The sequence below is a fragment of the Rheinheimera marina genome (assembly GCF_042654345.1).
Lineage (GTDB): Bacteria > Pseudomonadota > Gammaproteobacteria > Enterobacterales > Alteromonadaceae > Pararheinheimera > Pararheinheimera marina.
This window is the reverse complement of sequence record NZ_JBHSGB010000013.1, coordinates 1-20,216: the sequence shown is the minus strand read 5'-3', so window position 1 is coordinate 20,216 and position 20,216 is coordinate 1. Positions and strand designations below refer to the sequence as shown.

The window sequence follows — 20,216 nt, the reverse complement described above, 5'->3', positions numbered from 1 at the left end:
CTCTTCGATGAAACGTTGCCGAGAACAAGCACAACGCTTGGTCAAGGCAATGCCTTCTTTTCATCGACGGAGTACGACCATGAAGTCCAAAATTTTAGCGGCTAAAAAAACCGCTCTAGCCGTTGCACTCGCAACCGGCTTTATCACCACTACCACCGCCCCTGTGCAAGCTGGTATCCCCGTCATCGACGGCGGCAACCTGGCCCAGAACATCATGACGGCCATCGAGTCGGTGGCGCAGACGCTCAAGCAGATTGAGCAGTACCAGACCCAGTTGCAGCAGTACGAAAATCAGCTCCAGAACACGATGGCCCCAGCCGCGTATATCTGGGATCAGGCGCAGACTACGATCAACCGGCTGATTGCCGCGCAAAACACGCTGGCCTATTACGAGAACCAGCTAGGCAGCCTGGATCGTTACCTGGCCAAGTTTCAGGACGTGGCCTATTACCGCAGCTCGCCATGCTTCAACGGCAGCGGCGGATGCACGCCGGCCGAAAAGGCAGCGATGGAAGAGAACCGCCGCCTGGCGTCAGAGTCGCAAAAGAAGGCCAACGATGCCCTGTTCCAGACCGTTGCCGACCAGCAAAAGGCTTTGAAGGATGACGCCCGTACCCTGGAGCGGCTGCAAGGCGCGGCCCAGGGTGCAACTGGCCAGCTACAGGCCATCGGCTACGCCAACCAGCTCGCCAGCCAGCAGGCCAATCAGCTCTTGCAGATTCGCACCATGTTGACCGCCCAACACAACGCGGAGGCAGCCCGGATTGCAGCAGAACTCGATGCCGAGGCGCGAGGTGATGCCAGGGCCGAGCAAATGCGTACCTGGACGTTTCGCCCGAGTCCGGCAGACAACTACTAGGGAGGCGGTGAGATGAAAAAAATCTTTTTTACTACCGCGGCTACGTTGCTGTTGTTGGCTGGATGTGAACAGGAAAGGATGCCCGAACCAAATGCGGCGACGTGTGCCCCCGATGCGTTCCAGGCAGCACTGAATGAAATGCGCAGCGAAGCGAACCGAGAGGCCTTTACCGAGGAATGCAGAGCATTCCAGAAGGCCAAGCAGATGCGTCAGTGGGAGTTCAAGCCCAGCCCTAAAGATGATTATTGAGGTGGTCGCCATGAGAAAGAAAATTGCTCTAGGTGGCTTGATGATGGTCGCCACAATGGTGCTGGCTGAACCTGCAATGGCGCAGGAGCTAAGTAGCAGCGGTGTTATGAATGATGTGCTCAAGCGTTTTCATGATGCTGCCGCAACATGGGGGCCAGCTATTGAGTCCGCTGCATCGCGTTTGTTCTGGACGCTGGTTGTGATTTCGATGGTCTGGACATTCGGCATGATGGCTTTGCGCAAGGCCGACATTGGCGAGTTCTTCGCGGAGTTCGTTCGCTTCACGATCTTCACCGGCTTTTTCTGGTGGTTGCTGACGAATGCGAACCAGGGCATGAATATCGCCGGTACGATTGTTCAGTCATTGCAAACTCTGGGCGCGCAGGCGGGGGGACTTTCCAATAGCAATCTTGGGCCCTCCAGCATCCTTGATCTTGGTTTCGAGTTATACAACCGCACAGTACAGGCCACCTCGGAGCTGGGATGGCGGCAGATGGCAACTGCTCTGGTCATGGAGCTAATGGCCCTGGCTGTTTTGTTTGTCCTGGCGTTGATTGCGGTCAACCTGTTGCTGTTGCTCGCATCAGCCTGGATTCTGTTGTATGCCGGTGTGTTCTTCCTTGGCTTTGGTGGAAGTCGTTGGACTTCCGACATGGCGATCAATTACTACAAGACCGTGCTGGGCCTGGCCGCACAGCTTATGGCAATGGTGCTTCTGGTTGCGATTGGCAAAGAGTTCATCAATCACTACTACACGCAAATCAGCGAGAACATGGCATCCCAGGAACTGGCCGTGATGTTGGTTATATCGGTCATCTTGCTTTTCTTGGTCAACAAAGTTCCGCCGATGATTTCTGGTCTTGTGTCTGGTGGTGGTATTGGCGCAGCCGGTGGAATTGGAAACTTCGGTGCGGGTGCGGCAGTTGGGGCGGCGGTGACGGCGGCCAGTATGGCAACTGGCGGCGCTGCCCTGGCAGGTAAAGCGGTTATGGGTGCCGCAGCCGGTGCAGCCGGAGGTGCAAGTGCACTCCAAGCGGCTTTTCAGAAAGCATCAGCGAGTATGGAAACCGGCGGTGACATGTCCAGCATGGGGTCAGTTGTCAGCAGTGGCGGAAACGGTGGTGGTGAAGCGGGTACTGCTGGCAGTAGCCCATTCGCCCAAGCGGCTGGCTTTGGTGACAGCGGCAGTAGCTCAAGCGGTGGCGGCTTTGCCAAGGCCGCGAAGCTGGCCACAGGCACGGCCTCCGAGTTAGCCAAGGGTGTCGGCTCTCAAGTGAAGCAGGGATTCCAGGAGCGAGTGAGCGAAACCACAGGCGGAAAACTGGCTGCTTCGATACGCGAAAGCATGGAGCCGAAAGAAGCAAGCCAATCTGGCCAGTTCGAGGGCAATAGCTTGGGCGCCGATTCTGGCCCAGATAGTAACGAAGTCAGGAGTTAGCACGATGACGACATCAACATACATGGCCGCATTGGCGGCCCTGGATGAAGCGCCAAGGGAAGAAGTCAGCCAGGTATTTATTTCGCCGCTGGGTGATCAATCGACCGAGGTCGATGCAGAGACAGAAACAGCCGCTTTTGTATCACGGCCAGACCCTATGAGAGAGAGCGAAACTAAGCCGATAAGTATTGAGGTTAATGGCGGCAGGAATGAGCGGTCAGCATTCGCGGAGGCGGCGGGGCTGTACCTGTAGGCGCACCGGGCTGGCCACAACCAGCCCGGCACTTTCAATCAACACCTACTGGAGAGGTGAATTATGACAACACAACATATTATCGAACCAGGGCAAGCAGTGCATCAAGCAGCGGCTATTCTTTCTTCTTTGGAGTACATCAACCAAGCGGAAGCGCGGAGCCTTGGGCCATTGGCCGAAGCCGTCGCTAATGCTTTTATGGTGGTGTACTACCAAGCTGAAACGGGCCGGGCGACACAGGCTGATTTTCAAGAAGCAATGAACGCCTTGCGCCAAGCGTGCAGCTAATGACGAAAGGGCGGCCACTCGAACTGGCCGCCTTTTTCAATCTTCACTGTTTGGCCATTCCCGACCCACAGACGGCGCATCCATCCATTCGCGTTCCTCCGGCGGCAGCGGGTAAGCCCCGGATGCTTCCGCGTCGGCCAGTAGTTCGGCCAGTGTGTAGCGCACCCGACCAGTGGAAACGGCGCGGGCCGTGTCGGCCTTCTCATGCAGCCTGTTCTCTAGGTTCTTTGGGTCTGTCATCGGGCGACCTCAGCAAGCATGGATACTAGGTGTTCCAGGTCAGTGATCGAATGCGCCAGGAAGCGGCCGGCGCGGCAATCTGCAATCATTTCCTCAGTTTTTTCCTACTCATGTTCAACCTCGTTCGTACCAGCTCTTCGAGCGATTCACCACGCGCACGACCAGCAGCATCACCGGCACTTCGACCAGGACGCCGACCACGGTTGCCAATGCAGCGCCGGAGTGCAGACCGAACAAGCTGATGGCGGCCGCCACGGCCAGCTCGAAGAAGTTGCTGGCACCGATCAGGGCCGAAGGACAGGCGACAGAGTGCTTTTCCCCCGCCCGCTTGTTCAGCCAGTAGGCTAACCCGGAATTGAAGAACACTTGAATCAAGATCGGCACGGCTAGCATGGCGATCACTAACGGCTGCCGGATGATGGCCTCGCCCTGGAAGGCGAACAGTAGAACCAACGTCAGCAGCAGCGCGGCCATCGACCACGGCCCGATCTTCTGCATGGCCCGTTCAAAGGCGGCCTGTCCTTGCTTGAGCAGATGCCGCCGCAAGAGCTGCGCCAGGATCACCGGCACGATGATGTAGAGCACGACCGAAATCAGCAGCGTGTCCCAAGGCACCGAGATCGAGGACATGCCCAGCAGCAGGCCGACGATGGGCGCGAAGGCCACGATCATGATGGCGTCGTTCAGAGCCACTTGCGAGAGCGTGAAAAGCGGGTCGCCGTTGGTAAGGCGGCTCCACACGAACACCATTGCCGTGCAGGGCGCGGCGGCCAGCAAGATCAAGCCCGCGATGTAGCTGTCCAGTTGATCGGCCGGCAGGAACGGAGCGAACACTTGTCGGATGAACAGCCACCCCAGCAGGGCCATCGAGAATGGCTTGACGGCCCAATTCACGAACAGCGTGACGCCGATGCCGCGCCAATGCTCTTTGACCTGGTGCAGCGCCCCGAAGTCGATCTTGACCAGCATCGGGACGATCATTACCCAAATCAGCAGGCCCACCGGCAAATTGACCTGGGCCACTTCCATGCGGCCTATGGCCTGGAACACGTCAGGAAGGCCCTGGCCGAGCGCAACACCGGCGACGATGCACAGGGCCACCCACAGCGTCAGGTAACGCTCGAAGCCGCTCATCGGGGCCTGGCGCGGCTTCGCGGCGATGGCCTGTGCGCCGGCGCTCATGCTTCCTGCTCGGTCTTGCCGATGTTCGCCAGCTCGCGCTTGATGGCCGTCTGGTCAAGCATTTTGAGAGGCAGATTCACGAACAGGCGGACGCGGTTCATCATGTGCCGGAAGGTTTGTTCGAAGGCCCGGCGCTTCTCGGCGTCAGTGCCTTCGACGGCGGCCGGGTCTTCAAATCCCCAATGCGCCGAGATCGGCTGACCAGGCCACACCGGACACATTTCGCCGGCGGCGTTGTCGCAGACGGTGATGATGAAGTCCATCTTCGGTGCGTCGGGCGTGGCGTACTCGTCCCAGCTCTTGCTGCGCAGATTCTCGGTCGGGTAATTCACCGACTCCACCTTTTCGACGGCGAAGGGATTGACCTTGCCGGTTGGGTGACTGCCGGCGCTGTAGGCGCGGAAGCGCCCTTGCCCCATCGTGTTGATGAGAGCTTCGGCCATGATGCTGCGCGCCGAATTGCCGGTGCAGAGGATGAGGACGTTATAGATTCTTTCGGTCATGATGTTTCGCTTTCTGGTAGTGGCTGGGGAGCAATGGCGATGGATGAAAGATCGGTGGCCTCGTCGATGACGTGGCCGGCCGCTTTCCGTTCGGAATAGCGGTCTGTCAGTGCTTCACGGTGCGGCCGTACCAGCGCCGTGAAGCGCACCAGTTCTTCCATCACATCGGCTATTCGGTCGTAGTACGGCGAGGGCTTCATGCGGCCCGCCGCGTCGAACTCTTGGAACGCTTTGGCGATACTCGACTGGTTCGGAATGGTGAACATTCGCATCCAGCGGCCGAGCAGACGCAAGGTGTTCACGGCGTTGAAGCTCTGCGAGCCGCCGGATACCTGCATCACGGCCAGGGTGCGGCCTTGGGTCGGCCGGATGCCGGCCATTTCAAGCGGCAGATGGTCAATCTGCGCCTTCATGACACTGGTAATCTGACCGTGGCGTTCCGGGCTGCACCAGACTTGTCCCTCTGACCACTCGGACAGGGCGCGCAGCTCCTTGACGGCCGGGTGATCGTCGCTTTGCACTTGATCGGGCAACGGCAAATCGGACGGGTCGAAGATGCGTGTTTCTGCGCCAAAGAATTGCAGCAGCCGGGCCGCTTCCTCGACGGCCAGCCGTGAGAACGAGCGGGCGCGCAGCGAGCCATACAGCAGCAGGATACGCACCGGCGGGGCGTCGGGTGCCAGCCCGAGCGCCGGGCGCTCGATGGCAAAGGATTTGTCCAAAGCGGGCAAAGAATCGGGGTCGGAAAGATGGCGAAGTCTCATGCCAACACCTTCCCGGCTTCCGTGGTGCAAGACAGGTTGCACACCTGGCCGCCGCAGCAGTTTTCCGTGAGAAAGGCCACCAGGTTAGTGGCCGTCGAAAAGTTCGCCTCGTAGATCACAAATCGGCCTTCTTGCCGCGACGTGACCATGCCGGCGTGTGCCAGCTCTTTCAGGTGGAAGGATAGCGAAGACGGCGGGATGCCGGCCGCTTCGCTGATTTTTCCGGCGGCCATGCCGGCGGGGCCGGCCTGGACGAGAAGCCGGAACACCGCGAGGCGCGATTCTTGAGCGATGGCCGCCAGGGCGGCTACAGCATTTATCGTTTCCATGTTTCAATAATAGTCGAAATATGGAGTGTGCTCAATAGCTCATTTAAGCTGTAAAAATGAGCTAGGCGCATTTAGATCGATATGTGATAAATTGGCCTGCCAGTTTAAGATGGGTGCATTTGAGTATGCCCAAAGGAGCCCGCAAGTATGCGCAGGACGAAGCCAGTAGCCGCGCCGATGGTGGCGCGGGTCTATCTGCGCGTCAGCACCGACGCGCAGGACTTGGAACGCCAAGAGGCGATCACTACGGCCGCGAAGGCCGCCGGCTACTACGTCGCCGGCATCTACCGTGAGAAGGCATCCGGCGCACGCGCCGACCGGCCTGAGCTGCTGCGCATGATCGGCGACCTACAGCCCGGCGAGGTGGTCATTGCCGAGAAGATCGACCGCATCAGCCGCCTACCTTTGCCCGAGGCCGAGCGCCTGGTGGCCTCGATACAGGCCAAAGGCGCACGCCTGGCCGTCCCTGGCGTGGTCGATCTATCCGACCTGGCGGCCGAGGCCCAGGGCGTCGCCAAGATCGTGCTGGAAGCCGTGCAGATCATGCTTTTTCGCCTGGCCTTGCAGATGGCCCGCGACGACTACGAGGACAGGCGCGAACGCCAGCGCCAAGGCATTGAGTTGGCCCGCCAGGCCGGGCGGTACAAGGGCCGCCGTGCTGATCCGAAGCGCCGCGCCCAAGTTGTCGCGCTGCGCAAGTCCGGCTACAGCATCAACAAGACCGCCGAGCTGGCCGGGTACAGTGCGGCCCAGGTGAAACGGATATGGGCCGAGGTCAGCCAGGCCGAAGCGAAGCAGCACGGCGCGTTCGTGGAGGACGCATTGACGGAAGCCGATGCCCTGGCCGCTGTCGGCCAGGATGAGCGCCAGGAGGAAAGGGCATGAAGAAGCCGAACCAAGACGACGAGCCGTTTTTCATCACCGAGGAGATTGCGGCCGAAATGATCGCCGGCGGCTATGAGTTCGAGCTGCCGCCCATTCCTTGCACCATCCGCCTACGCGACGTGCTGGAGCGCATGACCGATGCTGAGCTAGCATTGCAGCCGGGCGAGATCGCCGACCAGGAGCGTGAACGCTGCCGGCGCAAGCCGTGTTCAACCTCATGATCTGGTCATGGTATTTTTCATGGCACTGAGCCTGATAGTTCTTGCAAATTGTTGTCACTAAAGGGTTTTGTGTGCTTGTTTACAATCGAGTGGGAATAAGTTCGCCGTCATCCTCAGCACTCTGATGGCATTGTCTGCGCCGCTCAGGCCGGTCACCTACGGATGTAGGTGACCGGCATTGAGCCGTTGGACAGCTTTGCCAGCCTGACGATGCTTTAGGTGGACAGGCGGTCATCCTTACAACACAGATATCAAGAAAAAGACGCTCAATGAGCGCTTTTTTATAACTTGTTGATCTGGTCTTTTAACTGATAGGACTTATCAGTGACAATGCTTTCCAGAGTGGCGACACGCTGTTTCAGTTTTTCCAGCTCAGCTTTGACTTCGTCAGAACTGCTGCTTCCCTGACTTTGTGCCAGCTTAATTTTGGTTTTATTACGGTTTTCATAAAAGGCATAAGCGAAAGCGCCAATCACTGCGACAAAACCTACGTCGAAAACTCCCATGATGATCCCTCTGATGATGTTGTGTGACGCAGTTACTATAGCAAGCGGAATACCAAGTTTAACAACTTATTTAAATCAATAAGTTAACAAAATATTTCAAATAGGCCTTTAGTGAAAATCGCTAAAGGCTGGTTAATTTCACCAGTGAAACTGGTAAAATTAACCAGGTTACAGCGGGGAGGAACCACAGGTGAGCGCGGATCAGGATCAGTACTGGATGCAGTATGCACTGCAACTGGCAGAAAAAGCGGAACAAAGTGGTGAAATTCCGGTGGGCGCTGTGCTGGTGAAAGACGGTGAGATTGTCGGAGAGGGTTGGAACCAGTCCATTCAATTACATGACCCGTCAGCCCATGCTGAAATGCAGGCGATACGGCAGGCCGCCGGTCAAATCGAAAATTATCGCTTGTTGGACTGTACGTTGTATGTGACGTTGGAACCTTGCGCCATGTGCGCCGGATTGTTAGTGCACAGTCGGATTAAGCGGCTGGTCTATGGCGCCCGTGATGCAAAAACAGGGGCTGCGGGCTCAGTGATCGATATAGTCCGCCATCCGGTGCTGAATCATCAACTTGAGGTCACTGCGGACCTGATGGCGGAGCAATGCGCAGCAAAGCTTTCCGATTTTTTTAAACGCAGAAGGGCAGAGAAAAAGGCAGCGCGTCAAAGCAAAGAAGAATGAAGGATCAGGCGATGGCTTCGCTGGTTTGAGGTTCAACCAGCAGTGCCAGATAATTCCGGCGTCTTCTGTGCAGCTTCAGAATGGTCATATTGCGGGCAATGCGACGGCGGCCAGACGCCACGTCAATCAGACGGCGTTTGCGCATCATCTTAGGTTTCTTACGTTTCAGCATTTATCCTCCCCATCGTTGTCATCCGTGGTTCTATTCGTCTAGTTGGACTTGGTTTTGCCTTTGCTGTTCCCTTCCTGAGCAGGGGCAGCAGGTGAAATGTCACCAAACTGCTGATTCAGCATTTGTTTTTGTTGATCCAGTCGTTGCTCGGTTTTTTTCTTTTCGTCGACCCACAGCAAGGTGTCGTAGAAACGGCGCACATTTTCGACATAATACACGGCTTGTGCGCCCCGGGCGTACCCCAGCTTGGTGTTTTGATAATACCGTTTTTGTTGCAACCAGGGCAGGCGTTGTTTCACTTCATGCCATTGATCCGGGTTGCCACCATCCCGCTCCGTCAAGACCCGGGCACTTTCGACATGGCCCCAGCCAATATTGTAGGCAGCAATGGCAAACCAAAGCCGGTCTGGCATCGGGATGCGTTCAGGGATGCGCTCCAGCATCCGTTCCAGATATTTAGCTCCGCCTTTAATGCTTTGCGCAGGGTCCAGTCGGCTGCTGACACCCATAGCCTGAGCCGTTGAGACGGTCAGCATCATCAGCCCGACCACACCGGTTGAACTGCGCGCGGAGGGTTTCCAGTTGGACTCCTGGTAACCGATTGCAGCCAACAAGCGCCAGTCGAACGAGCCGGCGTACTTCTCAAACAGCGGCTGGTAACGTGGCAGGTCTTTTTCAATGGCTTTAATGTAATCCACGGTGGCGATGTAATCGAAACGGCGGATATGACCAAAGTATTTGTCTTCCAGACTGAGCAAATCACCGGACTGGTAGTTTTGCCCAAAGAATTCAATCAGCACAGCCCAGAACGAATCATCGGCCTTTTTATTCAGTAACCAGGCTACAGGTTGTTGCTGCTTTACCTGGAAGGCGACCGTCAGGTTTGGGTAAAAGCGCTGATTAACTGCCAGCAGGTTGGAGTCCACCAGGGTGTACGGAATTTTGCCGTCTTCAACCTGTTGCAATAATTCTTCGGTATCCAGCAGTTCACTTTCCTGCCAGTTCAGTTGCGGATACTGCAGCGAGGCTTCCTGCAGGGTTTCCGCCAGTGAGCTGTCTTTGGGCACCAGCAACGGCTGAGTCAGGTCGGTAAAATCCTTCGGCTGTATACCACCTTTTCGGTACACCACCACTTCACTACGGTACAGGTAAGCTGGGGCAATACGGTATTTTTGTTTACGACTTTCCGTCACCGCCAAGCCGCCGGCAATCAGATCCACCTGGCCAGAGTCGAGTTTTTGCAACAAATCTTCGCGCTGATAGCTGGGAAACAGCTCCAGTTCCACCCCAAGTTTGTCGGCCAGGCTTTGCGCCAGTTCATAGTCATAACCGGCCGGGCCATCGGCGGCAATATAGTAGCTTGTGGGGCTGTTTAAGATACCAACTCGGAGTGTATCTCGTTGATATATTTGGTGTAGTTGCAAATGTTGAGGCTCCGGGGCACAGCCACAGAGTAAAAAAATCACTAGAAAATATGCCCCAACTTGCCGCATGCAAATCCTGTTTCTGTTCGAAATCAGCGCCATTTATATCAAAATTCAGGCGTGTCGTCATACCATGAGACGGCTTTTTTCTTTATAATACAGCGCCTGATTTTGGCTCCCATCGACGTTCAACTAACGGAAACAAATTTATGTTGATCCTGCGTGGTGCACCTGCACTGTCCGAATTTAGAGTTCAGAAACTTTTAGATCACTGTGCCAAAGTGGCCCTGCCTGTGACAGGCATTTATGCGGAATACATGCATTTCGCTGACCTGACCGCAGAGCTCGACTCCACCCAACTGACCACGCTGGAAAAACTCCTCACTTACGGCCCAACCATTAGCAGTCATGCCGCCAGCGGTCTGTTTTTATTGGTGACACCACGTCCAGGCACTATTTCTCCCTGGTCGTCAAAAGCGACCGACATTGCCAGAAACTGTGGATTGACCCAGGTCAAACGGCTGGAACGTGGTATGGCCTATTACGTGGACACGTCAGCCGCATTAAGCGCTGAGCAGCTGCATGCATTAAAGGCGTTGTTACACGACCGCATGATGGAAACCGTGTTTGCTGAACTGCAGCAAGCCGAAGCCTTATTTCAAAAAGCTGAACCTGCGCCGCTGTCGAGCGTTGACGTATTGGGTGGTGGCCGTGAAGCCCTGGCCAAAGCGAATATCGAAATGGGTCTGGCACTGGCTGATGACGAAATCGATTACCTGCTGACCAACTTTATCCAGCTGGGCCGCAACCCGAACGATATCGAATTGTATATGTTTGCGCAGGCCAACTCTGAGCACTGCCGTCATAAGATTTTTAACGCCGATTGGACTATAGACGGCGAACAACAGCCGAAGTCGCTGTTTAAAATGATCAAAAACACCTTCGAAAAGACGCCTGAACACGTGTTGTCAGCCTACAAAGACAACGCAGCGGTGATGACAGGTTCGAAGGCTGGCCGTTTCTTCCCGGACAGCGCCACTGGTGAATACAACTATCACCACGAAGATATTCATGTGCTGATGAAAGTTGAGACGCACAACCACCCAACTGCTATTTCGCCGTACCCAGGTGCGGCAACAGGTTCAGGCGGTGAGATTCGTGACGAAGGCGCAACTGGTGTTGGTGCCAAGCCAAAAGCGGGTCTGGTCGGCTTCTCGGTATCCAACTTACGTATTCCTGGCTTTGAACAACCGTGGGAAACCGATTTCGGCAAACCAGACCGCATTGTGACGGCACTGGACATTATGACTGAAGGCCCATTAGGTGGCGCTGCCTTTAACAACGAATTCGGCCGGCCAAATATTCTGGGTTACTTCCGTACTTTTGAAGAGAAAGTGCCAAGCCACAATGGCGAAGAAGTTCGTGGTTACCACAAACCGATTATGATTGCCGGTGGTTTAGGCAATATCCGTGCTGAGCATGTGCAAAAAGGCCAGATGCCGGTCGGCGCTAAACTGGTGGTGCTGGGTGGCCCGGCGATGAACATCGGTCTGGGTGGTGGTGCAGCCTCTTCGATGGCCTCAGGCCAGTCAGCGGAAGATCTGGATTTTGCTTCTGTACAGCGGGAAAACCCTGAAATTGAACGCCGTTGTCAGGAAGTGATTGACCGCTGCTGGCAGCTGGGCGATGACAACCCCATCTGTTTTATCCATGACGTGGGTGCAGGTGGCTTGTCGAACGCTTTTCCTGAGCTGGTGAACGATGGCGGCGTGGGCGGTAAATTTGAACTGCGTAACGTGCCAAACGATGAACCGGGCATGTCACCACTGGAAATCTGGTGTAACGAGTCGCAGGAACGTTACGTGATGGCGATTCCAGCCGACAAACTGGCGGTGTTTGAGAACATCTGTAAACGTGAACGTGCGCCTTATGCAGTGATTGGTGAGGCCACTGAAGAGCTGCACCTGAGCCTCTCGGATCAGCATTTCGGTAATACACCAATTGATTTACCCTTAAGTGTCTTGCTGGGCAAAGCGCCTAAGATGCACCGTGATGTGAAAACGGCTGTCACTGAAGGCAAAGCGCTGGAGCTGACGGGTGTGACAGTGGCAGACGCTGCTGAACGTTTACTGCGTTTGCCAACTATTGCTGAGAAGACGTTCTTAATCACTATTGGTGACCGCACCGTGACGGGGTTAGTGGCACGTGACCAGATGGTGGGCCCATGGCAGGTTCCTGTCGCCAACTGTGCTGTTACTGCAGCCTCTTACGACACCTACCATGGTGAAGCCATGTCGATGGGGGAACGTACGCCTGTGGCGCTGCTGGATTTCGCAGCTTCAGCCCGTCTGGCGGTGGCTGAAGCCATTACCAACATTGCGGCGACGCAAATTGGCGATATTAAACATGTGAAATTGTCTGCTAACTGGATGTCAGCTGCAGGTCACCCAGGTGAAGACGCCGGTCTATATCAAGCGGTCAAGGCCGTGGGTGAAGAGCTTTGCCCTGCGCTGGGCCTAACCATTCCGGTCGGTAAAGACTCGATGTCGATGAAAACCAGCTGGGACAAAGCCGGCGAGAAACACACAGTGACCTCGCCGATGTCATTGATTATCTCTGCATTCGCCCGGGTGGAAGACGTACGTCGTACTGTGACACCTCAGCTGCGCACCGACAAAGGCACCAGCAGCCTGCTGCTGATTGACTTGGGCCAGGGCGCCAACCGTTTAGGCGCTTCTTGTCTGGCTCAGGTGTACAAGCAGTTAGGTCAGACCACACCGGATCTGGAAAGCCCGGAACTGCTGATGAACTTCTACCAGGCGATGCAAGCCCTGGTCGCCGATGACAAACTGCTGGCGTACCACGACCGTTCAGACGGTGGTTTGTTTGTCACGCTGGCTGAAATGGCCTTTGCCGGTAAAGCCGGTGTCAGCGCAGATATTGCCGCTTTAGGTGCTGACGATTTGGCTGCCTTATTTAGCGAAGAGCTGGGCGCCGTGCTGCAAGTACGTAACAGTGACTTGCCAGCCGTACAGGCATTGCTGGCGAAACACCAGCTGACTGCTGTATCGCACCTGATTGGTCATGTCACGGCGGACGATCAGATTGAAATTAAACGTGATGGTCAGCTGGTGTACAGCAACAGCCGCACCGTACTGCGTTCAATCTGGGCTGAAACCACCTATCAGATGCAGCTGCGCCGCGATAACCCGGAAGGGGCAAAACAAGAGTTTGTGGCGAAATCGGATGCGGAAGATCCGGGTCTGAATGTGAAGCTGAGTTTTGACCTGAACCAGGACATTGCCGCACCATACATCATCAAAGGCGTGCAGCCGAAGATTGCCGTACTGCGTGAACAAGGCGTGAACTCACATGTCGAAATGGCGGCTGCCTTTAATCGCGCTGGCTTTAGCGCCATTGACGTGCATATGAGTGACATTCTGTCTGGTCGCCGTACGTTGGAAGAATTCAATGGTTTAGTGGCTTGTGGCGGCTTCTCTTACGGTGACGTGTTGGGGGCCGGTGAAGGTTGGGCTAAGTCTATTTTGTTCAATGAGCAGGCTCGCGCTCAGTTTGCTCAGTTCTTTGAACGCGACAGCACCTTCAGCTTAGGCGTCTGTAACGGTTGCCAGATGATGTCGAACCTGAAGAGCCTGATCCCTGGCGCTGACTTATGGCCACGTTTTGTCCGCAACAAGTCAGAGCGTTTCGAAGCCCGTTTCAGCCTGGTGCAGGTGCAGGACAGCCCGTCGCTGTTCTTCAAAGGCATGGCCGGTTCTCAGATGCCAATCGCGGTATCACACGGTGAAGGGCATACCGAGTTTGCCTCTGTTGAAGCCATGCAAGCGGCGGATCAAAGTGGTACAGTCGCCCTGCGCTTTATCAACAACTATGGCGATGTGACCACCCAATACCCGTCGAACCCAAATGGTTCACCGCGGGGTATTACCTCACTGACCAGCCGTGATGGCCGTGTGACTATTATGATGCCTCACCCGGAGCGGGTATTCCGCACTGTGGCAAACTCCTGGCACCCGGATGAGTGGCAGGAAGACAGCCCGTGGATGCGGATGTTCCGCAATGCACGGGTTTGGTTAGGCTAAGCCTGAATCAGTGATAAAAAAGCCCCGCTTACAAACGGGGCTTTTTTATTGGCGAAAATTTTTCCAAATTGTTAATGCATGTGATGTATTTATCAAAGTTTCATTTTTTATCAATTTGTGCTTGAAATCCCGTCCGTTCTTTCTCAGAATAGAGCACTGGTAAACGTCGCACTTCCATGGAATAGGTATGCAGTCACCTGACATTTCTGTTGAATTTGACACAGAACAACAGTGGTTGAGTCATGTCAAAGTCGGACAACGTTTTGACATTCAATTGCTGGATCATCTGAAGACCCGCTGCACGGCTGAGCTTATTGGCTATAAGACTGGCCGCTATCTGTTTTTTAAACCGGATGACTCAGTTCCTGAACGTTTTTTTCAGAATGGTTTAATTCTGGTTTGCCGCTTTTTGCTTGAAGAAACCATAGGCGAGTGCCTGGCGTTTAAATCGGAGCTGTTGCAGCTGATCCGCTTGCCCGACCGTCTGATCGCCATCAGTTTTCCTGACGCTGTGCAACGACGTGGTCTAAGGCTGGAAAAGCGCAGCAGTCTGTTCCTGCCGGCGACGGTGCGGCTGAATATGGAAGTGCTGCAAAATGCCCGCAGTTTTAACGGCCATCTGGTCGACGTATCCAATAGTGGCTGCCGTTTTTTGTTTGAAGCCGAATACAAAGCCAATAAGGTGCAATTGGCCCCCGTACTGCTCAGAGTGGAAAACCCGAAACTGGGTGACCCTATTGCGATTTCAGGTGAAGTGCGCAACTCTCGCGTGGATGAACGCGGTTTGTCTATTGGTATCCAGTTTAATGAAGCGCAATACCGCTTAGAGCAACTGATCCAGCAAGCCTTTTAAAAGGCTTGCTGGACCAGCATAGTGCTATTACAGGCTGTAACGTACGCCCAGCATCCAGACATAAGGGTCAATGTCGACATCAACACTTTGAATGGTGGCACCGTTAACCTGCACCCGGCCTGTGGTACTAATATCCATCCGGCTTAACATCAGGTGTACACCCCAGTTGCTGTCCAGCTGAATGTTCAGACCCGCCTGAATCGCCAGACCTACCGAATCTTTCAATTTCAGGTCGACATCGTCTGACGCTGTGGTGACATTTAATGCCTGTAAGGTACTGGTCAGTTCTGGTGATACTTTCTCATTAAAGAATTTGGTGTAATTCAGACCCAGACCTACAAAAGGGTCAAAGCGGCTGTCTTCCAGCACAAAATGGTATTGTGCCAGTAAGGTGGGCGGTAAATGTTTAGTTTTACCAATAGGCAGGCCATCAATGGCGGAGCCTTTTACGGCGATATCGTGACTGAACGGGGTGGCGGCGATCAGCTCGAAGGTCCAGTTCGGGCTGAGCTTGTAATCAACGGTCAGGCCCAGCTGGGTATTGCTGTTGACACCAACAGCGGTGGAGTTGGCTGGCAAACCGGCTACGGTTTCGACAACATTCAGGTGACTGCTGCTGTCATCCGGACTGACGCCTATAGCACCCACATTCACTGACCAGTTGGCGAAGGCCGGAGCGGCGAGCAGAGCTGAAACCAAAACCGCGTATTTAAACCCTTTCATCATGTTTTCCTCATTGCGTTTAGCTGGCGCCAGTCTGCGCTTTGTAGCGGGAAAAACATTGGGCCAGATCAACAAATCAGGGCTGAAGTTGTTTCTGCTGGCGCAGAGTTTGATTTAAAACAAAAAAGCCACGCATCAGGTGGCTATTTGATTGGTAAACCCTTTGCAGCCAGTGGCTTATGTGGGCATGTAGCGTGCTTTTTTAGTGGCTTTTAGCTGCTGCATATCGACGAGTACCAAGCCGTCGACACAGTCGGCGAAGTCCGGGTCCACCCCAAACGCCAGGAATTTTACGCCACCAGGTTCAGTCAGTTCACTGTACTGTTTGTACAAGGTAGGAATACTGGCGCCCATATTGGCCAGCAGGTGTTTCAACTGGACAAAATCCTGGGTGTAGTTATCGCCGGTAAAATGTTGCTGCAACTGAGTCAGGGTTTCAGCAGGCAGCTCATAAGGCAGATTAGGTGCTGCACTTTGTTCAGTGCAGCGGAAGTACAGGCTGTAGAAATACACCATTAAATCCCGTGCCGCTTTCGGATAACTGTTGGATAAGCTGACACCACCAAACAGGTAACGAATATCCGGGTTTTGCTTCAGGTAAGCACCAATGCCGTACCAGAGGTATTCCAGGCTGCGTTTGCCCCAATAACGCGGCTGCACAAAGCTGCGGCCCAGTTCCAGCCCTTGGTCCAGATAAGGCGTCATGCGTTCGCTGAAGCGAAACAGCGACGCCGTATACAGGCCAGGTAAGCCTTTTTCTGTCATCACTTTGGCGGTGTTGGCAAAGCGGTAGGCGCCAACAATTTCCAAATCGTCCTTATCCCACAGGATCAGCTGTTCATAGTAACTGTCGTACAGGTCGATATCGCGACGTTGCCCTGTGCCTTCGCCGACCGCCCGGAACGCCAGTTCGCGTAAGCGGCCAATCTCGCGTAATACGGGCGAGCTTTGCTGGTACTGATACAGATAAATCTGTTTACCGTCGCTGGTTTCGCCTAATAAAGGGCAGGCTTCGACGGCTTTTTTCAGCAGGATCCGATCTTCCGGGTGGGCTATGGCTTTTTGCGTTTTAAATAACGGCTCTTTGTCTTTGGCCAGCCGATACAGGTGCTTTTTAAAGAGTTTGACCTTAGCGGTGGTCTCCAGTGGCAGCTGAGCAAAGCTGTCATAAGGGATCAGTTCACCAATGCGCATACCAATGTTTTTGCGTTTTTGCTTAAACATTTCCTGCACCAACAGCATGGTTGCCAAAGGTTTGTACAGCATGGAGGCGCCATAAAACAGCGCTGAATTCCGGCCGTCGATGTAAATAGGCAGAATAGGGGCCTTGGCTGACATGGCAAAACGTAAGAAACCGCCATGCCATTTGTTATCACGAATGCCATTTGGCTTCAGGCGTGAGACTTCACCTGCCGGAAACAGGATCAGTGCGCCTTCCTGCTGCAAGTGGTCGCTGATGCGATCAATGCGGCTACGCTCGGTGCCGCCGGACATATTGTTCACCGGCAGCAACAACGAATGCAGCGGGTCTATGGCCATCAGTAATTGGTTGGCAATCACTTTCACATCAGGACGGATATCGCTGACCAGTTTAATCAGCGCCAGTCCATCCAGTGAACCTATAGGGTGGTTGGCGATGATCACCACTTTGCCCGTGCTTGGAATGCGTTCTACTTCATTGTCACGCACCTGGTAAGCAAACTGAAAGTAATCCAGTACCTGCTCGACAAATTCAATGCCTTGCAGATGAGGGTAGCGCCTGGCAAATTCGACAAACTCCTGCTCGTGCAGTAAATGCCGCAGTGCGCCTCTGACCGGGGTTTGCAGCCAGGGTTTTTGTTGCAACCCCGGCATATGTTGTTGGATCATTTGCTCGACGCTAATCATAGGTTTTCCTCAGCCAGACACTCTGTTCTTTCCAGACAAGCTAGAGGGTTTGTATGACAGAAAAGCGTCAGTCGTATGGCAGTTTGAGGAAATTTTGACCAGCTCAGGCCGCTTGCTGAGCGGCCGTTTCCGCTTTGATCTCCGCCAGAGGCAGTGCTGCTATGGTGTGGCTTTGCTCTGTCCAGTGGTAAATGGCCAGGCTGCCGTCCATTTCTTCCACCAACGCCGTGCAGCTGTCAATCCAGTCGCCGTCATTGCAATAGATCACCCCATCCTGCAGCGAGATTTCCGGGTGATGGATATGACCACAGACCACCCCATCGAAACCACTGCGTTTGGCTTTGTCGATAGCGGCCTGACGGTAACGGGCAATGGCTTCTCGTGCCCCTGGTACTTTGCTTTTAATAAAGGCCGCCAGACTGAAATAACGACCACCTAAAGCACGGCGTATTCTGTTAGTCCAACGGTTTAAAAACAGCAGGAAATCGTACAGGTGATCCCCCAGCCAGGTGTGGAAGCGGCCAAAGTTCACCTCTTTATCAAATTCGTCACCGTGCAGCAGCAGTAGCTTTTTGCCAAGGGCCGTGGTGTGACAGCCGCGCAACTGAATTTTGACTTCGCCAAACTCGCGGCCAGCCCAATGACGGAATTCTTCGTCGTGGTTGCCAGGGATATAAATCAGCTCACAGCCTTGTTCGGCTTTGGCCAGCAGGGTTTTGATCACCAGGTTCTGTTCCGGGGTCCAGCACACCTGGCGACGCATCGCCCATAAGTCGATGATGTCTCCGAGCAGATAAATGGTCTGAGCCTTACTGTTTTCCAGAAAATGCAGCAGGTAACGCGCCTGACAGTCTTTGTTTCCTAAATGAATGTCGGATAAAAAGATGGTTCTGCAGTGCAACATCTGAAGGTCCTCTTTGGGCTGGTCTGGCATCAGTTGCCTGAGCTAGAATGAGGCGCTCTGATGTCAGCCCTGTGACAGGCTGTTGAACTTTTGGTGATGACATGTCGTTAGCTTTGGTGATCCCAGACCGTAAACTGGGAGCTCTGGTGGAGAAGCTGCAGGCCTTATTGCCTGGGGTGTTGGTCCAACAATGGCCGGATTACAGCGCGCCAGAACAAGTACAAATGGCGGTGGTATGGAAGCAACCTGCGGGCTCATTGGTGGCGCTCTCTGAGCTGAAAAGCCTGCAGTCTTTTGGCGCCGGGGTGGACAACATCCTGTCGGATCCTGATCTGCCAGACCTGCCGCTGGCCCGTATTGTCGACCCGCACCTGACCCAATCGATGCTGGGGTATTTAGATTCTGTGTTGGGTTACTACCAACAGCGGCTGGACTTGTTCATCCAGCAACAACAACAGCAGCAATGGAAACCGAAAAGCCCCAGAAACATTCGCCACCTTTGTGTACTTGGCCTGGGTGAACTGGGCGCTGCCGCCGCCAGCCATTTTGCCGCTTTGGGGTATCAGGTGTCTGGCTGGTCCCGCTCTGAAAAGCACTTGGCCGGCGTACAGTGTTATGCCGGGGAGCAAGGTTTTGCCAGCGCCGTCGCTCTGGCTGACCTGGTGGTTTGTCTGCTGCCACTGACCGCTGAGACCACCGACTTTTTGAACAGTGACCGTCTGGCCTTATTGAAACCAGGCGCCATTCTGGTCAATGTGGCGCGTGGTGCTGTGCTGGACGACAGCGCCTTACTCGCTGCACTGGGCAGCGGGCATCTGCAGGCGGCTTGTCTGGATGTGTTCCGTCAAGAGCCATTACCCGCGACCGATCCCTATTGGTCGCATCCGGCAGTACTGGTGACTCCGCACTGCTCTGCGGTCACCAATGTCGATACGGCGGTGGCGCAAATTGCGGAAAACTATCGGCGTACCTTAAATGGGCTACCTTTACTACATTTAGTGGACAAAGCCCGAGGCTATTGATGGCTGCTTTTGAACTGTCCCGCCACCAGCATGTGGCGCTGCTAAGCCTGACGTCTGGTCAGAAACGCAACCTGTTAACCCCAGAAACCGCGCTGGAGATTGCCGCTGCGGTAAAGCAACTGGCGCTGGACCCTGAACTGAAAGTGCTTTGTGTGCAAGGCACTGAGCAGGCGTTTTGTGCTGGTGCTGATTTGTCTGTGTTGCAGCACGCCACAGAAGGGGATGGCTCTGAGTTAAAGCAGCTCTATCAGGCCTTTACTGCGGTGGCGGATTCGCCCTTGCTGACTATTGCGTTGGTTAATGGGCCGGCGGTTGGCGCCGGCATGAATCTGGCGATGGTTTGCGATATCCGGCTGGCCAGCAAAGACGCCTGGTTTGAAAGCCGGTTTTTCCAACTGGCTCTTCATCCGGGCGGTGGCCATGGCTGGTTGTTGCCGCAATTGATTGGCTGGCAACAGGCGATGGCGATGTTGTTTTGCAATGAACGACTGACCGCGGAGCAAGCCTGGCAGTATGGCTTGGTAAAAGAGGTGATGGCTGTTGAACAGCTCTGGCCACGCGCGCTGGAGATGACGGCTGAGCTGGTTTCGGTGCCAGCCGGGCTGGTACGGCAGACCAAACAATCGATGCTGCATGCTTCGGCTGATTCCGATCACTCATTTCGGTCCAATCCGATCACCCATTTCGGTTTAATCCGATCGCCTATTTCGGTTTTATCCGATCACTTTT

At 54.7% G+C, this 20,216-nt stretch carries 23 protein-coding genes; 12 read left to right on the top strand and 11 right to left on the bottom strand.

Annotated elements, in window-relative coordinates; all coding sequences use genetic code 11:
* Nucleotides 1-79: 79 nt before the first annotated feature.
* The 5 genes from trbJ (at nucleotide 80) to ACFO3I_RS14585 (ending at nucleotide 3,087) form a co-directional block, all read left to right on the top strand.
* Nucleotides 80-859, top strand: coding sequence for a P-type conjugative transfer protein TrbJ (trbJ, locus tag ACFO3I_RS14605; protein WP_000836966.1), 780 nt, complete (start codon nucleotides 80-82; stop codon nucleotides 857-859).
* Nucleotides 860-871: 12 nt separating this feature from the next.
* Entirely contained in the window at nucleotides 872-1,108 is a 237-nt protein-coding gene (trbK, locus tag ACFO3I_RS14600; protein ID WP_000718002.1) for an entry exclusion lipoprotein TrbK, read from the top strand.
* A 10-nt stretch (nucleotides 1,109-1,118) separates the two neighbouring features.
* Nucleotides 1,119-2,546: a P-type conjugative transfer protein TrbL gene (gene trbL, locus ACFO3I_RS14595; protein ID WP_001405816.1), complete on the top strand. Its 1,428-nt coding sequence runs from the start codon at nucleotides 1,119-1,121 to the stop codon at nucleotides 2,544-2,546.
* A 4-nt stretch (nucleotides 2,547-2,550) separates the two neighbouring features.
* Nucleotides 2,551-2,799: a hypothetical protein gene (locus ACFO3I_RS14590; RefSeq protein ID WP_000213809.1), complete on the top strand. Its 249-nt coding sequence runs from the start codon at nucleotides 2,551-2,553 to the stop codon at nucleotides 2,797-2,799.
* A gap of 63 nt (nucleotides 2,800-2,862) precedes the next feature.
* A complete protein-coding gene (locus tag ACFO3I_RS14585) occupies nucleotides 2,863-3,087 on the top strand; it encodes a type I toxin-antitoxin system ptaRNA1 family toxin (RefSeq protein WP_000211355.1) in 225 nt (74 codons plus the stop codon).
* Between the two features lie 36 nt (nucleotides 3,088-3,123).
* Here ACFO3I_RS14585 and ACFO3I_RS19135 read toward each other — a convergent pair whose 3' ends face one another.
* The 5 genes from ACFO3I_RS19135 to ACFO3I_RS14560 all read right to left on the bottom strand — a co-directional run bounded on the left by ACFO3I_RS19135 (nucleotide 3,124) and on the right by ACFO3I_RS14560 (nucleotide 6,105).
* Nucleotides 3,124-3,252 carry a hypothetical protein gene (locus tag ACFO3I_RS19135; protein WP_001346185.1) on the bottom strand — a complete coding sequence of 43 codons (129 nt, stop codon included), beginning with the start codon at nucleotides 3,250-3,252 and terminating at the stop codon, nucleotides 3,124-3,126.
* Nucleotides 3,253-3,441: 189 nt separating this feature from the next.
* Entirely contained in the window at nucleotides 3,442-4,509 is a 1,068-nt protein-coding gene (gene arsB, locus ACFO3I_RS14575) for an ACR3 family arsenite efflux transporter (protein WP_001272375.1), read from the bottom strand.
* On the bottom strand, nucleotides 4,506-5,012 hold the full coding sequence (locus tag ACFO3I_RS14570) for an arsenate reductase ArsC (protein WP_000140066.1): 507 nt from the start codon (nucleotides 5,010-5,012) through the stop codon (nucleotides 4,506-4,508). Before ACFO3I_RS14570 ends, arsB begins: the two co-directional genes overlap by 4 nt.
* Nucleotides 5,009-5,776 carry an arsenical resistance protein ArsH gene (gene arsH / locus ACFO3I_RS14565; RefSeq protein ID WP_001239389.1) on the bottom strand — a complete coding sequence of 256 codons (768 nt, stop codon included), beginning with the start codon at nucleotides 5,774-5,776 and terminating at the stop codon, nucleotides 5,009-5,011. The genes ACFO3I_RS14570 and arsH overlap by 4 nt, the downstream gene beginning before the upstream one ends.
* Entirely contained in the window at nucleotides 5,773-6,105 is a 333-nt protein-coding gene (locus ACFO3I_RS14560) for an ArsR/SmtB family transcription factor (RefSeq protein WP_000447876.1), read from the bottom strand. The genes arsH and ACFO3I_RS14560 overlap by 4 nt, the downstream gene beginning before the upstream one ends.
* Before the next feature lie 147 nt (nucleotides 6,106-6,252).
* On the opposite strand from ACFO3I_RS14560, the gene ACFO3I_RS14555 reads away from it, so the two are divergent.
* Nucleotides 6,253-6,990: a recombinase family protein gene (locus tag ACFO3I_RS14555; protein WP_001366550.1), complete on the top strand. Its 738-nt coding sequence runs from the start codon at nucleotides 6,253-6,255 to the stop codon at nucleotides 6,988-6,990.
* Nucleotides 6,987-7,211, top strand: coding sequence for a hypothetical protein (locus ACFO3I_RS14550; protein ID WP_000743213.1), 225 nt, complete (start codon nucleotides 6,987-6,989; stop codon nucleotides 7,209-7,211). Before ACFO3I_RS14555 ends, ACFO3I_RS14550 begins: the two co-directional genes overlap by 4 nt.
* Nucleotides 7,212-7,492: 281 nt before the next feature.
* Here the strand turns inward: ACFO3I_RS14550 and ACFO3I_RS14545 are convergent, their stop codons facing one another.
* Nucleotides 7,493-7,717 carry a hypothetical protein gene (locus tag ACFO3I_RS14545; RefSeq protein WP_377335120.1) on the bottom strand — a complete coding sequence of 75 codons (225 nt, stop codon included), beginning with the start codon at nucleotides 7,715-7,717 and terminating at the stop codon, nucleotides 7,493-7,495.
* Nucleotides 7,718-7,907: 190 nt separating this feature from the next.
* Between ACFO3I_RS14545 and tadA the strand changes: the two genes are divergently transcribed.
* Nucleotides 7,908-8,399 carry a tRNA adenosine(34) deaminase TadA gene (tadA, locus tag ACFO3I_RS14540; RefSeq protein WP_377335118.1) on the top strand — a complete coding sequence of 164 codons (492 nt, stop codon included), beginning with the start codon at nucleotides 7,908-7,910 and terminating at the stop codon, nucleotides 8,397-8,399.
* A gap of 4 nt (nucleotides 8,400-8,403) precedes the next feature.
* Here tadA and ACFO3I_RS14535 read toward each other — a convergent pair whose 3' ends face one another.
* Both ACFO3I_RS14535 and mltF read right to left on the bottom strand, forming a co-directional pair.
* Entirely contained in the window at nucleotides 8,404-8,571 is a 168-nt protein-coding gene (locus tag ACFO3I_RS14535; RefSeq protein WP_377335116.1) for a hypothetical protein, read from the bottom strand.
* A gap of 38 nt (nucleotides 8,572-8,609) precedes the next feature.
* Nucleotides 8,610-10,064, bottom strand: coding sequence for a membrane-bound lytic murein transglycosylase MltF (mltF, locus tag ACFO3I_RS14530; RefSeq protein WP_377335114.1), 1,455 nt, complete (start codon nucleotides 10,062-10,064; stop codon nucleotides 8,610-8,612).
* A 140-nt stretch (nucleotides 10,065-10,204) separates the two neighbouring features.
* On the opposite strand from mltF, the gene purL reads away from it, so the two are divergent.
* Nucleotides 10,205-14,098, top strand: coding sequence for a phosphoribosylformylglycinamidine synthase (gene purL, locus ACFO3I_RS14525; RefSeq protein WP_377335112.1), 3,894 nt, complete (start codon nucleotides 10,205-10,207; stop codon nucleotides 14,096-14,098).
* A gap of 187 nt (nucleotides 14,099-14,285) precedes the next feature.
* Nucleotides 14,286-14,951 (top strand): PilZ domain-containing protein, encoded by a 666-nt coding sequence (locus tag ACFO3I_RS14520; RefSeq protein ID WP_377335110.1) that lies wholly within the window; start codon nucleotides 14,286-14,288, stop codon nucleotides 14,949-14,951.
* 27 nt (nucleotides 14,952-14,978) lie between these two features.
* Here ACFO3I_RS14520 and ACFO3I_RS14515 read toward each other — a convergent pair whose 3' ends face one another.
* The 3 genes from ACFO3I_RS14515 to ACFO3I_RS14505 all read right to left on the bottom strand — a co-directional run bounded on the left by ACFO3I_RS14515 (nucleotide 14,979) and on the right by ACFO3I_RS14505 (nucleotide 18,465).
* On the bottom strand, nucleotides 14,979-15,677 hold the full coding sequence (locus ACFO3I_RS14515) for an OmpW/AlkL family protein (protein ID WP_377335108.1): 699 nt from the start codon (nucleotides 15,675-15,677) through the stop codon (nucleotides 14,979-14,981).
* 174 nt (nucleotides 15,678-15,851) lie between these two features.
* Nucleotides 15,852-17,561, bottom strand: coding sequence for a bifunctional ornithine lipid synthase OlsF (gene olsF / locus ACFO3I_RS14510; protein WP_377335106.1), 1,710 nt, complete (start codon nucleotides 17,559-17,561; stop codon nucleotides 15,852-15,854).
* Nucleotides 17,562-17,664: 103 nt separating this feature from the next.
* A complete protein-coding gene (locus ACFO3I_RS14505; protein WP_377335104.1) occupies nucleotides 17,665-18,465 on the bottom strand; it encodes a UDP-2,3-diacylglucosamine diphosphatase in 801 nt (266 codons plus the stop codon).
* A gap of 101 nt (nucleotides 18,466-18,566) precedes the next feature.
* Here ACFO3I_RS14505 and ACFO3I_RS14500 point away from each other — a divergent pair, with 101 nt between their 5' ends.
* Entirely contained in the window at nucleotides 18,567-19,487 is a 921-nt protein-coding gene (locus ACFO3I_RS14500) for a 2-hydroxyacid dehydrogenase (protein ID WP_377335102.1), read from the top strand.
* Nucleotides 19,487-20,216 (top strand): enoyl-CoA hydratase-related protein (locus ACFO3I_RS14495; RefSeq protein ID WP_377335100.1); only part of this gene is annotated, 730 nt, incomplete at its 3' end. The genes ACFO3I_RS14500 and ACFO3I_RS14495, both read left to right, overlap by 1 nt.

Bases quoted from the DNA above. Each gene is read 5' to 3' on its own strand.
- trbJ (WP_000836966.1), top strand. From the start codon at position 80: ATGAAGTCCAAAATTTTAGCGGCTAAAAAAACCGCTCTAGCCGTTGCA.
- trbK (WP_000718002.1), top strand. From the start codon at position 872: ATGAAAAAAATCTTTTTTACTACCGCGGCTACGTTGCTGTTGTTGGCT.
- trbL (WP_001405816.1), top strand. From the start codon at position 1,119: ATGAGAAAGAAAATTGCTCTAGGTGGCTTGATGATGGTCGCCACAATG.
- ACFO3I_RS14590 (WP_000213809.1), top strand. From the start codon at position 2,551: ATGACGACATCAACATACATGGCCGCATTGGCGGCCCTGGATGAAGCG.
- ACFO3I_RS14585 (WP_000211355.1), top strand. From the start codon at position 2,863: ATGACAACACAACATATTATCGAACCAGGGCAAGCAGTGCATCAAGCA.
- arsB (WP_001272375.1), bottom strand. From the start codon at position 4,509: ATGAGCGCCGGCGCACAGGCCATCGCCGCGAAGCCGCGCCAGGCCCCG.
- ACFO3I_RS14570 (WP_000140066.1), bottom strand. From the start codon at position 5,012: ATGACCGAAAGAATCTATAACGTCCTCATCCTCTGCACCGGCAATTCG.
- arsH (WP_001239389.1), bottom strand. From the start codon at position 5,776: ATGAGACTTCGCCATCTTTCCGACCCCGATTCTTTGCCCGCTTTGGAC.
- ACFO3I_RS14560 (WP_000447876.1), bottom strand. From the start codon at position 6,105: ATGGAAACGATAAATGCTGTAGCCGCCCTGGCGGCCATCGCTCAAGAA.
- ACFO3I_RS14555 (WP_001366550.1), top strand. From the start codon at position 6,253: ATGCGCAGGACGAAGCCAGTAGCCGCGCCGATGGTGGCGCGGGTCTAT.
- ACFO3I_RS14550 (WP_000743213.1), top strand. From the start codon at position 6,987: ATGAAGAAGCCGAACCAAGACGACGAGCCGTTTTTCATCACCGAGGAG.
- ACFO3I_RS14545 (WP_377335120.1), bottom strand. From the start codon at position 7,717: ATGGGAGTTTTCGACGTAGGTTTTGTCGCAGTGATTGGCGCTTTCGCT.
- ACFO3I_RS14535 (WP_377335116.1), bottom strand. From the start codon at position 8,571: ATGCTGAAACGTAAGAAACCTAAGATGATGCGCAAACGCCGTCTGATT.
- mltF (WP_377335114.1), bottom strand. From the start codon at position 10,064: ATGCGGCAAGTTGGGGCATATTTTCTAGTGATTTTTTTACTCTGTGGC.
- purL (WP_377335112.1), top strand. From the start codon at position 10,205: ATGTTGATCCTGCGTGGTGCACCTGCACTGTCCGAATTTAGAGTTCAG.
- ACFO3I_RS14520 (WP_377335110.1), top strand. From the start codon at position 14,286: ATGCAGTCACCTGACATTTCTGTTGAATTTGACACAGAACAACAGTGG.
- ACFO3I_RS14515 (WP_377335108.1), bottom strand. From the start codon at position 15,677: ATGATGAAAGGGTTTAAATACGCGGTTTTGGTTTCAGCTCTGCTCGCC.
- olsF (WP_377335106.1), bottom strand. From the start codon at position 17,561: ATGATTAGCGTCGAGCAAATGATCCAACAACATATGCCGGGGTTGCAA.
- ACFO3I_RS14505 (WP_377335104.1), bottom strand. From the start codon at position 18,465: ATGTTGCACTGCAGAACCATCTTTTTATCCGACATTCATTTAGGAAAC.
- ACFO3I_RS14500 (WP_377335102.1), top strand. From the start codon at position 18,567: ATGTCGTTAGCTTTGGTGATCCCAGACCGTAAACTGGGAGCTCTGGTG.